The 14,490-nt window shown below is 32.2% G+C and carries 13 protein-coding genes; 3 read left to right on the top strand and 10 right to left on the bottom strand.

What is annotated here, in order from left to right; all coding sequences use genetic code 11:
- Nucleotides 1-168: 168 nt before the first annotated feature.
- From HYY52_08905 to HYY52_08875, 7 genes are all read right to left on the bottom strand, one after another.
- Entirely contained in the window at nucleotides 169-786 is a 618-nt protein-coding gene (locus HYY52_08905; protein MBI2996805.1) for a hypothetical protein, read from the bottom strand.
- A 96-nt stretch (nucleotides 787-882) separates the two neighbouring features.
- Entirely contained in the window at nucleotides 883-1,368 is a 486-nt protein-coding gene (coaD, locus tag HYY52_08900; protein ID MBI2996804.1) for a pantetheine-phosphate adenylyltransferase, read from the bottom strand.
- 32 nt (nucleotides 1,369-1,400) lie between these two features.
- A complete protein-coding gene (locus HYY52_08895; GenBank protein MBI2996803.1) occupies nucleotides 1,401-1,700 on the bottom strand; it encodes a hypothetical protein in 300 nt (99 codons plus the stop codon).
- Nucleotides 1,701-1,828: 128 nt separating this feature from the next.
- Nucleotides 1,829-3,463 (bottom strand): chaperonin GroEL, encoded by a 1,635-nt coding sequence (groL, locus tag HYY52_08890; protein ID MBI2996802.1) that lies wholly within the window; start codon nucleotides 3,461-3,463, stop codon nucleotides 1,829-1,831.
- A gap of 21 nt (nucleotides 3,464-3,484) precedes the next feature.
- Nucleotides 3,485-3,796, bottom strand: a complete 312-nt coding sequence (gene groES, locus HYY52_08885) for a co-chaperone GroES (GenBank protein MBI2996801.1) — start codon at nucleotides 3,794-3,796, stop codon at nucleotides 3,485-3,487.
- A 166-nt stretch (nucleotides 3,797-3,962) separates the two neighbouring features.
- On the bottom strand, nucleotides 3,963-5,711 hold the full coding sequence (locus HYY52_08880; protein ID MBI2996800.1) for an ABC transporter substrate-binding protein: 1,749 nt from the start codon (nucleotides 5,709-5,711) through the stop codon (nucleotides 3,963-3,965).
- A complete protein-coding gene (locus HYY52_08875) occupies nucleotides 5,695-6,381 on the bottom strand; it encodes a LysM peptidoglycan-binding domain-containing protein (protein MBI2996799.1) in 687 nt (228 codons plus the stop codon). Before HYY52_08875 ends, HYY52_08880 begins: the two co-directional genes overlap by 17 nt.
- Before the next feature lie 217 nt (nucleotides 6,382-6,598).
- Here HYY52_08875 and HYY52_08870 point away from each other — a divergent pair, with 217 nt between their 5' ends.
- Nucleotides 6,599-6,760, top strand: a complete 162-nt coding sequence (locus HYY52_08870) for a hypothetical protein (GenBank protein ID MBI2996798.1) — start codon at nucleotides 6,599-6,601, stop codon at nucleotides 6,758-6,760.
- A 4-nt stretch (nucleotides 6,761-6,764) separates the two neighbouring features.
- Here HYY52_08870 and mnmE read toward each other — a convergent pair whose 3' ends face one another.
- The 3 genes from mnmE to HYY52_08855 form a co-directional block, all read right to left on the bottom strand.
- Nucleotides 6,765-8,132: a tRNA uridine-5-carboxymethylaminomethyl(34) synthesis GTPase MnmE gene (mnmE, locus tag HYY52_08865; GenBank protein MBI2996797.1), complete on the bottom strand. Its 1,368-nt coding sequence runs from the start codon at nucleotides 8,130-8,132 to the stop codon at nucleotides 6,765-6,767.
- 47 nt (nucleotides 8,133-8,179) lie between these two features.
- Nucleotides 8,180-10,825, bottom strand: coding sequence for a diguanylate cyclase (locus HYY52_08860; protein ID MBI2996796.1), 2,646 nt, complete (start codon nucleotides 10,823-10,825; stop codon nucleotides 8,180-8,182).
- Between the two features lie 71 nt (nucleotides 10,826-10,896).
- The gene (locus tag HYY52_08855) at nucleotides 10,897-11,799 is read right to left on the bottom strand and encodes a hypothetical protein (GenBank protein ID MBI2996795.1); all 903 of its coding nucleotides are present in this window, start codon (nucleotides 11,797-11,799) and stop codon (nucleotides 10,897-10,899) included.
- Nucleotides 11,800-11,949: 150 nt separating this feature from the next.
- Here HYY52_08855 and HYY52_08850 point away from each other — a divergent pair, with 150 nt between their 5' ends.
- Both HYY52_08850 and HYY52_08845 read left to right on the top strand, forming a co-directional pair.
- On the top strand, nucleotides 11,950-13,278 hold the full coding sequence (locus HYY52_08850) for an adenylosuccinate synthase (GenBank protein MBI2996794.1): 1,329 nt from the start codon (nucleotides 11,950-11,952) through the stop codon (nucleotides 13,276-13,278).
- A gap of 69 nt (nucleotides 13,279-13,347) precedes the next feature.
- The gene (locus HYY52_08845) at nucleotides 13,348-14,487 is read left to right on the top strand and encodes an ATP-binding protein (protein MBI2996793.1); all 1,140 of its coding nucleotides are present in this window, start codon (nucleotides 13,348-13,350) and stop codon (nucleotides 14,485-14,487) included.
- Nucleotides 14,488-14,490 lie beyond the last annotated feature (3 nt).

The following is a 14,490-nucleotide window of genomic DNA, read 5'->3' as shown; positions in this document are numbered from 1 at the left end:
CCAGTTGGTGGAACAGAGTATGCCTTTAAGCAATTACAACTACCAATGCCAGGAATTAATATGTAGGCCATCTATTTTTGTTTAAACTTTAATATTTTCAAGAATTACGCCTTTTCTCGAGATTAATTTTCAAAGTTGCGGTAATTAGAAAGAAATTTCACTGGGGACTTACAACATATTAGAAGTAACAGGTTCCTTATCCCTGCCATTTGCTTGAAGATTATATCCAAACTTTTCATTGTTTGATCTTGACAATAAGTGTTTTTGACCATTGCGGACTATTGAAAGTGCGTTGCTTAGATCTTGATCTAGACTTGCTAAAACGCTCTCTGCATACTTATCAGCACCAAGTCTTATATTTTCTGCTTCATCATATGCTTTCTTTCTCATTTCTTCTGATTCTTTAAGTGCACGCATTCTTATTTCTTCTGCTTCTTGTAAAATGGATCTTTTTATCATTTCTGCTTCTTGCTCAATTTTTTTTAAGATCTCAGAGTCCTTCACCATTTTGTCTACTTTGTACTGCGTACTTTCAAGAAGTTCATCTGACTGTTTTTGTGCTTCTTTTAAAATTTTCTCTGCTTTTGTTTTTGCTTGGTTTACAAGTTCTTCTTTTTGATTAAGTATTGAAGTAGCTTCTTTGATTTCTTGAGGTAGTTTTGACATAACAAGCTCAAGCTGGTCATAAAATTTTTCCATATTAACTAATTTAACTGAAGTCCATGGAATTGATGATGACTCCTCTACTACTAACCCTAATCGATCTATTAATTTATATATGCTCATGTATTCCTGTCCTGTTTTTCTTTTAAAAACTTTTTTCCTTCAAATACTTAGGTAAAATTATTATACAATTGTACATTAGACAAATAAATAACAGAATTACAAGCTTTTTATCCCTATTTTTTGCTGTAGATACTTATAAACCGGCAGTGGTATTAGATCCTTTACGTTTCCACCCAGACTAACTACTTCTTTAACCCTACTTGACCTAATAAATGAATATTTTGGGTTAGTCATAATAAAAACAGTTTCCATTCCATTTGAAAGGAAATTGTTAATCTGAGACATTTCTAGTTCATATTCAAAATCAGAAGGTGCTCTTAACCCTCTAATAATTACATCAGCACCTCTTTGTTTAGCATAATTAACAGTCAGGCCAGAAAAACTTTCAACAGAAATATTTTTAATATTTTCTAAGGATTCTTTTATTAGTTTTAACCTGTCTTCAAGAGGAATAAAATTTGTTTTTTGTTCATTACTTAGTACTGCAATAATAACTTGATCAAAAAGTTTAGTAACTCTTTTAATTACATCAACATGACCATTTGTAATAGGATCAAAACTTCCAGGGTATAAAGCCAGCATAATTTATTAAATATAGCATTAATGGTTTTATTTTATGCAGCTTCTTGAGATTTATCAGGAGAGACTATTTCATGTAACTTATTAATTTCATCTGAAATCATTTTTGTAAAGAAAACAGATGAATTATTTAACTCACTTGTTAACTTTGTAATTTGCTCTTTAGCTGGAGTACCTGTACTAAGTTGTTTTAGCTTTATTAATTCATCCACTAGCCTAGCAAATGATTCAATTGCCTCAGACGCTTTTCTTTCAACAACAGGCAATTTGTTTGTTACATCATTAACAAACCTTCCTTGCACTCTTTCATTAAAACCAATCGGAGTATCTAACATCTTTCCCTCCACATATTTCTGTGCCTTTTCTAAGAGGCAATATAACGGACTTAGGTTAACCCTAAGTTATGAATAGGGGCAGGTTTTTCAAACCTGCCCCTATTCAAATCATCTTATTGATTTATTGTTTAATAATCTCCCATTCCACCGCCTGGCATTGCTGGCATTGGTTCTTTCTTTTCAGGAAGATCTACTACTAGGGCTTCAGTTAGCAAGAACATTGAGCCAATTGAAGCAGCATTCTGAATTGCAGATCTGGTTACCTTAGCTGGATCAATAACACCTGCTTTACGTAAGTCTTCAAATTTTCCAGTTTCAGCATTAAATCCAGTAAGCCCATCGTTGTAGCTTTGAACTTTTTCTACAACAACTTCACCAGAAAGGCCAGCATTATCAGCAATTTGCCTAAGAGGAGCAAGAAAAGCTCTTGCAACAAGTTCAATACCTGTTCTTATATCACCTTGATGTTTCTCAGCTTCTTTACGTAAGATTTTGCTGATAGCAAGTGGTGTTAAACCACCTCCAGGTACTGTTCCTTCTTCAACTGCAGCTTTTGTTGCATTTAGTGCATCTTCCAGTTTGAGTTTACGATCTTTTAACTCAGTTTCTGTTGCTGCACCAACTTTTAGTACTGCAACACCTCCTGCTAGCTTTGCTTTTCTTTCTTGAAGTTTTTCTTTATCGTAGTCACTGTCAGATTTTTCAATTTCTTTTTCAATCTGGGTGATACGCTTTTTAACATCAGCTTTTGTAGCATCTGATGCAACAATTGTAGTTTTGTCCTTATTAACAACTACTTTTCTTGCTTTACCAAGCATTTCAATTGTTACATTTTCAAGCTTTGAGCCAGTGTCTTCACTAATAAATTGTCCACCAGTTAAAATTGCAATGTCTTCTAACATTGCTTTTCTTCTATCGCCAAAGCCTGGAGCTTTTACTGCACAACACTTTAGAACTTGTCTTAAGTTATTTACTACAAGTGTTGCAAGTGCTTCACCTTCTACATCTTCAGAAATAACAAGTAACGGCTTTCCAGCTCTTGCTACTTTTTCAAGTAGTGGAATCATGTCAGCAAGAAGGTTTATTTTCTTGTCAACGCATAAGATGTATGGTTCTTCAAGAACAGATTCCATTCTTTCTTGATCATTTACAAAGTAAGGTGAGATATAACCTTTGTCAAATTGCATTCCTTCAACTACTTCAAGCTCAGTGTCAACTAGTTTCTTTGACTCTTCAACAGTTATAACACCGTCTTTACCAACCTTGTCCATTGCTTGAGCAATCATTTTTCCAACTTCTGGATCATTGCCTGCTGCAATAGTTGCTACTTGAGCAATTGACTGGTTGTCTTTAACTGGCTGAGAAATCTTTTTAATTTCTTCAACAGCTATTTTTGTTGCCTCGTCAATCCCTTTTTTTAACTGAATAGGATTTGCACCTGCAGCAACATTTTTAAGTCCTTCTTTAATAATTGCTTGAGCAAGAAGTCCTGCAGTAGTAGTTCCATCACCAGCAACATCATTTGTCTTACTAGCAACTTCTCTAACTAATTGAGCACCTGCATTTTCTACCGGGTCTTTTAACTCAATTTCTTTTGCTATGGTTACACCATCATTTACAATTTGTGGTGCACCAAATTTCTTTTCTAAGACTACATTTCGTCCTGCTGGACCAAGTGTAATTCTTATAGTATCAGCAACAGCATCTACACCTCTTTCTAGTGCTCTGCGTGCTTCTTCATTAAATATAATTTGTTTAGCCATTTGTAATCTTACCTCCTTTATTTATTTAACTATAGCTAGAATATCTCTTTCAGAGAGTATTAAATATTCTTCGCCATTAATTTTTACTTCTGTACCACTATACTTTGCATAAAGTACATGATCCCCTTCCTTGACATCCATTGGTTTTCTTTGTCCTTTGTCGTCAACTGCACCAGGACCAACTGCTATTACTTTACCTTCTTGTGGTTTTTCTTTTGCAGTATCAGGTAGAACAATTCCACCTGAAGTTTTTTCTTCAGGTTCAACTTTTTGAACTATGACTTTATCTTGTAATGGTTTTAATGTTTTCTTTGTTGCTGTAGCCAAGGTAATCACCCTCCTTTGTTTTTTTTATTTTTCTGGCCGAACACCAATTCTTTCTACACTTAGTTCTTTAGATCAATTTAAGATTCAAAAGCTTTTGGCAGACCAGTCATTTAATTATCAACTTAATTTCTTATAAAGCTTAATTCTTTAGGAAATTTTTAATTTTTTATTTCTATTTTTTGTAAATACTTTCTAAATTGTGTAAAGCACCACCATAAATTGTAGGAAAAATATTACCTAAACCATTTTGTATAGCTACTATCCTTAGAGGAGATTCAAGATAAATGAAAGGCAACTTATCATAAACAACTTCTTGAAAGATGTCGTAAAGTTTTTTCCTTCTTTGAAAATCAATATATTTTGTTGCTTCATTAAAAATTTTATCTATTTCAATTTCCCAATCTCTAGGTTTGTGCTCTGAAGAATCAAAAAGGTGTAGCCTGCCATTTAATTTCCATACATTTGCACCATCATTAGGTTCAAAGAATCCCCCAGTAAACCCAATAATAATTGCTTCCCAATTACCAGAGTCTGATCTCCCGATTAAAGTATTAAAGTCAAGTGGTCTTAAGTTTACTTTAATGCCAAGTTTTTTTAAATCATCTTGGATAATTACACTAATTGCTTGTCTTGTGATATTTTCAGCATTTGTAAGAATAGTAAATTCAACCGTTTGATTCTTTTCGTCAATTAATCTCCCGTTACTATTCCAATTAAATCCTCCTTTTTTTAAAAATTCTCTTGACAGATTTAGATCTTGTGAATATCCACCTGCAAATTTTTTGTTTAAATAAATTGATGCTAAAGATTCTGAGGTAAATAATGGTTTACCTACACCAGCTAAAACATTGTCAACAATGCTTAGTCTATCTATAGCATGTGAGATTGCTTTTCTAAAGTAAAGATTGTTAAACCACTTGTTTTTAGATAAGTTAAATACTAGAAACTCTGTGCCAGAGCTAGGACCTAAATTAATAATTTTAAATTTGTTTTTCTTTTCTAATCTTTTTACTAGTGAAACATCTTCTCCTCTAACCGAGATAATGTCTATTTCACTTGCTAAAAATTTAAAAAGTTCTAAACTTTGGTCTTGAATAATTGTATAAATAATCTTATTTAAATACGGGAGTTTTTCACTTTTAGAATTTATTACAAAATAATTAGGATTTCTAACAAATTCAATTCTTTGTCCTTGAACATAACGTTTTAATTTAAACGGGCCGCTTGTAACAAAATCTTCTGGTTTTGTTTCTGTTCCCCAAAAACTTAAAAAGATTTCTTTTGCATCTTTCCCAGCTTTTAAAATTACAGGTTCAAGTATATGTTTTGGTGCAACTTGATATCCAACTTGTCTTAAGAAAGGCGCAAATACAACATGAGTCATAAACTCAACTGTCGTATCATTAATTTTTTTTACAGAAGGATATTTTCCATCTATAAGACAAAGTGATTGAAATCCACCACCTTCTAAGCCAGTAAAAACAATTTTGTTCCAGGTAAAAACTACATCATCACTTGTAATTGGAATACCGTCAGACCACTTAATACCTTCTCTTAGTTTTACAATAATTGTTTTTCCTTCATCTTTTATTTCATAGCTCTTTGCAAGATGAGGTATAACTTCACCAGTTATTGGATCTGTATCAAACAAGCTATCAAACATTAATCTTCCAACTTCACTGCTTGTTGCATCAGTAGAAGCCCAGATGTTAAAAGTCTTAGGGCCTGATCCATATATGCTTTGATTTAGTGTCCCACCAAACTTACCAACTGGATATTGAACTTGTTTATAGTCAACTCCATTTATTTTTATAGTTTTGGATTTGAAATAAGAGGTTTGTACAGAAAGCTGAGAGCTGAGAGCCGAGAGCTGAGAGCTGAGAAATAAGGAAAAAAGAAAAAATTTAATCCGGTATAACAAGCTTCTGGCCAATTGAAAGTAACCCAACTTTTTTCATGTTGTTAGCTTTCATTATCTTATTTATATTTTCAGGTGATGGATTTGAGTAATATTTATTTGCAATTACCCAAAGTGAATCACCATTTCCTACTGTATGGTATCTAACAACTGGTAGTTCTTTAGGAGTTACTTTTATTTCTTGTAGCTTTGGTTTACTTTTAAATGGATTTGAGAAAGAAAATTTTTGTTTTTGCACATTTAGTTTTTTACTCATTTCTTTGTCAGCACTTTTATCTGTCATAATGTTTACTGATTTTTGAAATACAATTTGTGTATCATTTTTAGTTCTTAGTTCATTGACATTAACTTGAAAATATATAAGCCATATAACTGATGTCAGCATCACGCCACAGAGAAACCAAAGCAGGTTTGTAAGAATATTGTTTTTATTGTTTGAAGTACTTAAGTACTCTTCTTTATTTTGAGGCCAAAAGTCTGCTAGCCCCTGATTTGTTTCTACTGCTATAGGTGGCTCATCTGAGTAAATAGTATCTAGCAGTTCAAACTCTTGCCTTGTATATAAATTGTTTTTTGGATAGAAATAAGGTTTGTCATGAGTTGCTTTTATCTTTTTAGCTAATCCTTTTAGTCTTTTTTGCCTAAACTTATTTAGCTGTGTTGTTTCTACCATTCTTTGCCTCCAAAACTATTCAATCCACAAACCAAAATTAAATCACTAAATTGACTTTGGATAATTGAAAGACTATATTTTCTTTAGAATTGTTCATTATTTGTTATACAATTTGCTTAGATTCTGTTTGCTTTTAAGTTAGTTTCCAGACAGACAAAGTTCAATTTCTTAAGTTGATACGTATTAAGCATCATGAGGAAGGTTAAGTTTAAATAAAATGAAATTAAAAGGTAAATCAAAGAAAACAAAACAATCTAATTCTGGGAAAAAAGAATTAGCAAACCTTAAAGCTTTATATAAAAAAGGAGAATTAAATTTTAGTTCTAAAAAAATTGCAGAGGAAATTTTAAAAGAATTTAAAAAGGGATTGAGCCATTAGATCATCATTTTCCAATACAAAATTTCTTAAATATGTTTGTAATTACATCCTCATTGATTTTTCTCCCTGAAACCTCATCTAGTTTTAAAACAGCATTTTTTAATTCATCAGCAACTAAATCTTCTGGCATATTGTTTTGAAACATTTTAAGCCCAGAATTTATATGAGAAGAACATTGAAGTAAAAGTTCTTTCTGACGTTGGTTGACGTAGAGACGCCCTAACAGGGCGTCTCTACGTGGTTTCAATGAAATCGCCTTCTCAAGAAGCAATTTTTTTAACCTATCAATGTTTGTACCATACTTTGCAGAGATGGAAATATCACATGGAGGCAGATTATGATTTGCCTCTATCAAATCAATCTTGTTTCCAACAATTATTTTTTGTTTACCATTTGCAAAATTACAAATCTCCTCATTTTTATTTCTTGTAAGATCAAAGACCGACAAAACAATATCTGAGTTTTCTATTGCTTCTTTACTTTTTTTAATGCCAATTTTTTCTGACATATTTAAGGGGCCCTCTTTTCTCAAGCCAGCTGTGTCAACTAAAACAAAAGGCCAGCCATCAAGAATTATTTTTTCTTCTATGGTATCTCGTGTTGTTCCTGGTTCACTTGTTACTATTGCTCTTTCACTTTCTAGTAACTGATTTAAGAGGCTTGACTTCCCAACATTTGGTTCACCAATGATTGAAACTTTTATTCCGTTACGTAAGATTTGTCCTTCTCTTGAAGCTTCAATTAATTTACTTAATTCCTTACTAATTTCAAGCAACTCAAAAATTATTTTTTCTTTATCTAAAGATGGCACATCGCTTGGAAATTCAATTGAGCTTTCAATAGATGTTATTAAATCAAACAATCTTTCATAAAATCCTTTAACCTTCTTACTTAAAGCTCCTTCTGAAATTGCATAAACTACTTTAGTAGATGTTGCACTAATTACTTCGTTTATTGCTTCTGCTTGAGTTAAATCTATCCTTCCATTTATAAAAGCTCTGTAAGTAAACTCACCTGCTTCAGCTCTTCTAGCACCATTTTTTAAACACAAATCTAAAATCATAGAAGCAATTTGTGGGCTTCCATGACAATAGATTTCAATACTATCTTCAGTAGTAAAACTTTTGGGGGATTTAAATGGAAGGATAACTACTTCATCGATTATTTTCTTGCCTTCCTTTATATAGCCGTGTTTTGCATGCATGTGTTCAAAAAGAGATTGCAAGGTTGCAAGGTTACAAGGTTGCAAGGTTTCGGAAAAAAATTTTTGTACAATATCCCAGCTGTCTTTTCCTGAAATTCTAATAACTGCAATTGCACTAGTTCCTTGTGGTGTGCAAATAGCACAGATTGTATCTTTTAAGTCAAACATGCAATTAGATTATATAACGCAAGTAGGGTCAGGTTTAAAACCTGACCCTACTTGCCCCTACTGATTGGTTTCTGCTCTACTGGTCCTGTTGTATCAAGTATTGTTGATATGGTAATTCTATTCCTTCCTTCTTTTTTAGAAATGTACATTACATCATCGGCTGCTTTCATAATGGCTTCCTTATTTCTTTCTTCATGTGGTGTTCCTGATACTCCAATACTTGCACTTAATGCTCCCCACTGTGAGTGAATTGTTCTGTTTAATGCTTCTAAAATTCTTTTTGCAATTCCAGTAGCTTCTTCAAGATTAGTTTCTGGTAAAAGTACTGCAAACTCATCTCCGCCATATCTTGCAACAATATCCATTTGTCTTAAGCACTGTTGTAATTTCCCGCCTACAAGTGTAATAGCTTCGTCACCTGCTGCATGCCCAAATTTATCATTTATTGATTTTAAGTGATCAAGGTCTATCATTATTACAGATAAGTCAGAACCTGTTCTTTTAGCACGTTCTACCTCGTGATGAAGTGCTGTTTGAAAATACGCATGATTATATAAACTAGTTAAGCTATCTCTTTGTGCTTGGTATTCAACTTTTGTAAATAAGTCTGCATTTAAAACTGCAATTGATGCTTCTGACGCTACTCTTTTTACAAAATCAATTTCATTTTGAGTAAAAATTCTATTTCTGTTACATTGATGAATACATAATGAACCAATTACTTTACCTGCTGCTACTAAAGAAACTGCAAGAAAACTTTTAATTTCTATAATTTCTAAAATTGTTTTAAGTGGATCAGGGGAATCTTTAAAAATAGTTGGAACATCTGGAATGTGAAGAGTTGAATTAGCACGATCTACTTCAGGAAGATTGTTTAATGATTCAAGCCATGTCTTTTCAAAATCTAAAATTAAATCAGCTGCTTTATTTATTTTTTGTTCTTTATTTAAATATTCCTGTTCAGTAGCAAGAACTTGAAGAGGAGATATGCTCTTAAGCCTTCTTATAAAACATCTGCTTGCACCTAATATTTCTCCTAGGTCCTGAGCAGTTCTTGCCATAACAGTCGATATATTCAAAGTATCTCTAATTGCATTGCTCACTTGATGTAAAAGGTTCATTTGCCTTTCTGTCTGCTGGACATGTTCATGAAGTTCTGCTTGTAATAGCGCCATTTCTACTTGATCAGTAATTGCTTCAAGTAACTGTACTTCTGAATTTGTCCATGTTCTGTATGAGTCAAATTGAGCAAGAGCTAGTACACCTATTGTTTTGTTACCTTTATTTAAAGGACATGCTAGATATGATTTGCATCCACTTTCATTTATTAAAGTTTCATTTTCGCTAAAGTTCTGGGAATTAATATTTGAGATTGAAATGTTCTGAGTAATTGGGTCAGGGAAAAATGGTGAAGAGTTTTCTTTCCATAAAGCTGGATCAATAGGAAATAAAGACATCTTCTTTTCATACTCATCTTTTGTTGCCCAGATAGACTTATCTGTAAAACCTGTTCCTTCTTTTTTATGGATAAATGCACCACATGCACTAACCCCAAAAACTTGTCCAATTTCTCTAGCTGTTTTTTCAAGAACACCATTAACTTCTAATGTATCTCGAATCATTGTAGTAATTGAATTAAGTAAAAATTCTCTTTGTGCAGTTGAAAGACTTTCTTCATATAAGTTTGCTTGGTTTAAAATAACCGCTAGCTGTCCACAAATATCTTGTGTAATTCTTAGATCTTCGGTATTTACTTCTGAATGTAGTGAAGTGCTTTCGCAAACTACTATTCCAAGTAGTTCATTACGAATTAATACAGGCAATATACAAAATATCGATGGTTTTTTAGATTGTAAGAATATTTTGCTTATTCTTCTAATATTTTTATTTTTATAAGTCATGTATTGATTCTTATACAAAAGTTTTATTATTGGATTTTTGTTGCTTACTTTGTGGATAAATCCTTTTAATGATTTATTTTTGTCGGAAACTATTTCTTGGGTAATTTCAATTGTTTTTTTACTAGCTATCCATCTTGCAAAATAAATATCATCAAGTTTTAAAAAGCTGTGTATGCCTTTAAGAACAATCTCAATTGCTTTTTCAGACTTTAGAAGTCCTCTAAGCGAGCTTGAAAGTGAGGATAAAAGTTTTAATCTGTCTCCTTTTGCATTAACCTGGCTTGCAAGATCTACTTCTTCAATAATTTTTGTAATGTAGTTTAAGACAAATATAAAAATCTTTTGTTCTTCTGGTGTCCTGATAAGTTTTGGATTTGTTATAAGTACTATTCCATATAGTTCCTTAGCATGTGGGGAAAGTATTGGATAAATATAGGTATTTAAATCAACATCTGAAAGTCCTTTTATATTTAATTCAGTAAGTGGAATAAGAGAATTAAAATATCTAGTTTGCTTAATTTCAATTTGTTCTGAAATTGTTTCAAGCATGTGTCCAAGTAAGTTATGTTGTTTTGCACCAGTTTTAGAATTAATTAAATTAATTTCTTCATTAGCAAAGTTGGCATAAACTGCAATAGTATCAATTTCCAATAAAGACTGAATAAAGTTTACTAAAGTACTTATTTGTTCTTTTGCATCAAGAGAACTTACTTGAAGTTCTAATATTTTGTTTATTAATAAAGACTTTAAATCTTTAATGGTTTTATTTTTTTGCGATTTTTCTTCTTCCATGGCTTTACTAAATAATCATTCCACAAGAAGCTCTTGATTAATCAATGCAGTAGGGAATTTATACAATTATATTATGGATTTGTACGAAAGTTCTCAGATAGGCCTTTTATTTCCTGAAGCTCATCTTGATAGTTCCCAAGAAACATTAGAGCCATATTTATAAATCCAAAGAATGGAATTCTACGAGCAAAGAACCCTAAGCCTGTTCCAACAGCAGGAGCAAATTCAATTACTTCTTTAGGAGCATTTCTTAAAAACCATAATGCACCTTGAAAACCTTTAAAACACATCTTCTGCAAACCTTGTAAATCATTAGTGCTAACTTTAGTTCCTCTAACATAATCTATTAAAAAAGATCTAAAATCCTCATTTAATACTTTTTCTTTTATATGTTCTTTCATTTTAGTTTCATCAAGTACCCATTGCCATTTTTCTGGAAATTGTCCTGGTAAAAACCTGTGAAAAAGCTGTGCAGCTTTTCTTGCCATACCTAAAATTGAACCAGAGTTTTCTAACTCTCGTTGAAATATTTTCATTAAGTTATCAATAGAACCATCTAATAATTTTTCAGCAGATTCATGAGCACTAACTACTTGTTCATCAACTAATGTATGGTTTGCTTTTATCTCTTCAAGTAGTTGTATTAGTCTCTCTTTATTTAAAGGTTGTCCTTTCTCTATTAATCTCACTGCATCTGACAAAATCTCTCTTGCTCCATCAAGATCTTTTCCTTTTAATGCTCTGTGAATTATTTCAAGATCTGGACCAAGTAATCTTTTTGCATTGTTAATAGCCGCTGCTGGAGTACTTGTAATAGTTGCTGATGCTTCTAGTGCAACTTGTTCAACTACATTTAAAAGAGGATTAGTTCCATATTGTTCTAAAAGGGTAGTTAAATTCTTTACTGCTCCTAATTGTTTTGGAGCAAGTTGCACTGCAACTTTAAGAATTGTTTGTAATACTTGAGCTGTCATTTATAAATTACTTTCCTAAAATATAAGAAAGCCTTTTAAAGGCTATCAATACTACAAAGAAAGGTTAAGAAGTAAATTGACAATTAATAATTGATAATTAAGGATTGGTTAAAATCTGCTATCATTTTTAGGTTTGGTCTGGAGGAAATTATGGCAAATGTAATTGTAGTAGGTGCCCAGTGGGGTGATGAAGGTAAAGCTAAAATCACTGATCTGCTTTCAAAAAATGCAGATTATGTTGTTCGTTATCAGGGTGGGAGTAATGCTGGACATACAGTAGTAGTAGATGGAGAAACATATAAATTTCATTTAATACCATCAGGGATTTTATATCCAAACAAAATGTGTGTAGTTGGTCCAGGAACAGTAATTGATCCAAAAATTTTAATTGAAGAGGTTGAAGATTTAACAAAGCGTGGGATTAAAGTAGATGGCTTAAAAGTTAGTTCACAAGCTCATGTAACTATGCCATATCATTTAGCAATTGATCAAGCAGAGGATCGTGGTCGTGGCACAAGAAAGATAGGAACTACTGGCCGTGGCATAGGTCCTACTTATGCTGACAAGGCAGATCGTTTTGGAATTAGAATGTCTGATTTAATTGATTCAAAAGAGCTTGGAGAAAAAGTTAACTGGCTTGTACCAAGAAAAAATATAATCATGGAAAGATTATATGCTCTGCCCTCCCTTGATCCTAAAAAAGTATTTGATGAATATAAAACATATGGTGAAAAATTAAAGCCTTTTGTAGATGATACTTCAGCACTAATTTTTGATGCAGTAAAAAACAAAAAAAATATTTTGTTTGAAGGTGCTCAAGGTACTTTACTTGATTTAGATCATGGTACGTATCCTTATGTAACTAGTTCAAATCCTGTGAGTGGAGGAGCATGTGTTGGAACAGGAATTGGACCTACTTCTATTGACAGAGTTATTGGTGTAAGTAAAGCTTTTACTACAAGAGTTGGTGAAGGGCCTTTTCCAACTGAGGTATTTGGTCGTGAAGCAGATGAGCTAAGAGCAGCAGGTACTGCTTGGGCAGAGTTTGGTACTACAACAGGACGTCCTAGACGTGTTGGTTGGTTAGATGTTGTTCTTTTAAGATATGCAGTGCGTGTCAATGGGCTTGACTGCTTAGCACTTACAAAATTAGATGTACTAGACAATCTTGATGAGATAAATGTTTGTATAGCATATGAAGACAATGTTACAGGAGTAAAATATTATGATCTTCCACTTGCTGCAGGAATTTTTAAAAGAGTAAAACCAATTTATGAAACACTAGCTGGATGGAAAGTATCAATTAATAAATGCAGATCAAGAGCTGATCTTCCTCAAAATGCACAGAAATATTTAAACAGGATTCAAGAACTTTTAGAAACTCCAATTGCAATTGTAAGTGTTGGTCACAAACGTGATCACACAATTGTAATTGAAGACCCAATTCATGGGCCAAAGAGAGTGCTACAGAAAAATTGAGAATTGACAATTTTTTTTGATTTGTCTTATGGTAAAATAGTGAGCAACCTCACGTAATTACGCCTAAAAATGAGACTTTACTCACGAATTTTAGAAAAAAAGCTAAGAAAAGATTCTTTTAAAGGTAAAAGCCTTATTATTGTTGGCTCAAGACAAGTTGGAAAAACTACTTTAATAAAAGAAGTTTTAAAAGGTTTTAAAGATACAAAGGCAAAGACTTTGAATTGTGATAACAGAGAAGATTTGGAATTACTTGAAGGAAAGAATTTAGAGTTTTTAGAAAATATTATAAGCAACTCAAAGATTTTATTCATTGATGAAGCACATAAAGTTTCAAACATTGGTCAGACTCTTAAAATCTTAGTAGATCACTACGGTAAAAAATTACAAATCTTTGTGACTGCATCTTCAAGTTTCAATTTATTACATAAAACTCAGGAACCACTAACAGGCAGAAAATTTGTTTACAATCTTTATCCTCTAAGTACAGAAGAAATTTACCCAGATAAAAATTTCTTAAGACTTAAAAAAGAATTGGAGCAACTACTTATTTTTGGTTCATATCCTGAAATCACTAAGCAAAAATCGTTTGAAGAGAAAAAGCAATTACTTAGAGAAATAACCACAAGTTATCTCTATAAAGATATTTTAGAATTTCAACAAGTAAAAAATCCTAATTTAGTTAATAGATTATTAAAAGCACTGGCACTTCAAGTCGGACAGGAAGTATCATATACAGAACTCTCAAATCTGCTTGGAGTAGATAAAAATACTGTAGAGCGTTATATTGATTTGCTTGAAAAATGCTTTGTAGTATTTAGACTATCTCCGTATACTCAAAATAAAAGAAAAGAACTATCCAGGCTTAGAAAAGTATATTTTTACGACCTAGGGATAAGAAATACCATTATAAATAACTTTAATTTTATTGATATGAGGGATGACATTGGTAAATTATTTGAAAATTTTGTCATTGTGGAAAGACTTAAGTACAGAGAATATCATCAGGTTTACTCAGATCAATATTTTTGGAGGACTTATGATGGTTCTGAAGTAGATCTCATAGAAGAACAAGGCGGTAAGCTTTTTGGATACGAAATTAAGTGGAGAGAAAAAAAATGGAGCAAAAAACCTGAAAGGTGGCTTGAGTATAAAAACAGTTCATATGAAACTGTAACTAAAGACAATTTATATAAATTTATTTTTTAATTT

The organism is Candidatus Melainabacteria bacterium (assembly GCA_016193285.1).
Lineage (GTDB): Bacteria > Cyanobacteriota > Vampirovibrionia > 2-02-FULL-35-15 > 2-02-FULL-35-15 > JACPSL01.
Note: the sequence above shows the minus strand (reverse complement) of the source record. Positions and strands in the feature narration are given on the sequence as shown.

Bases quoted from the DNA above. Each gene is read 5' to 3' on its own strand.
- HYY52_08905 (MBI2996805.1), bottom strand. From the start codon at position 786: ATGAGCATATATAAATTAATAGATCGATTAGGGTTAGTAGTAGAGGAG.
- coaD (MBI2996804.1), bottom strand. From the start codon at position 1,368: ATGCTGGCTTTATACCCTGGAAGTTTTGATCCTATTACAAATGGTCAT.
- HYY52_08895 (MBI2996803.1), bottom strand. From the start codon at position 1,700: ATGTTAGATACTCCGATTGGTTTTAATGAAAGAGTGCAAGGAAGGTTT.
- groL (MBI2996802.1), bottom strand. From the start codon at position 3,463: ATGGCTAAACAAATTATATTTAATGAAGAAGCACGCAGAGCACTAGAA.
- HYY52_08875 (MBI2996799.1), bottom strand. From the start codon at position 6,381: ATGGTAGAAACAACACAGCTAAATAAGTTTAGGCAAAAAAGACTAAAA.
- HYY52_08870 (MBI2996798.1), top strand. From the start codon at position 6,599: ATGAAATTAAAAGGTAAATCAAAGAAAACAAAACAATCTAATTCTGGG.
- mnmE (MBI2996797.1), bottom strand. From the start codon at position 8,132: ATGTTTGACTTAAAAGATACAATCTGTGCTATTTGCACACCACAAGGA.
- HYY52_08860 (MBI2996796.1), bottom strand. From the start codon at position 10,825: ATGGAAGAAGAAAAATCGCAAAAAAATAAAACCATTAAAGATTTAAAG.
- HYY52_08855 (MBI2996795.1), bottom strand. From the start codon at position 11,799: ATGACAGCTCAAGTATTACAAACAATTCTTAAAGTTGCAGTGCAACTT.
- HYY52_08850 (MBI2996794.1), top strand. From the start codon at position 11,950: ATGGCAAATGTAATTGTAGTAGGTGCCCAGTGGGGTGATGAAGGTAAA.
- HYY52_08845 (MBI2996793.1), top strand. From the start codon at position 13,348: ATGAGACTTTACTCACGAATTTTAGAAAAAAAGCTAAGAAAAGATTCT.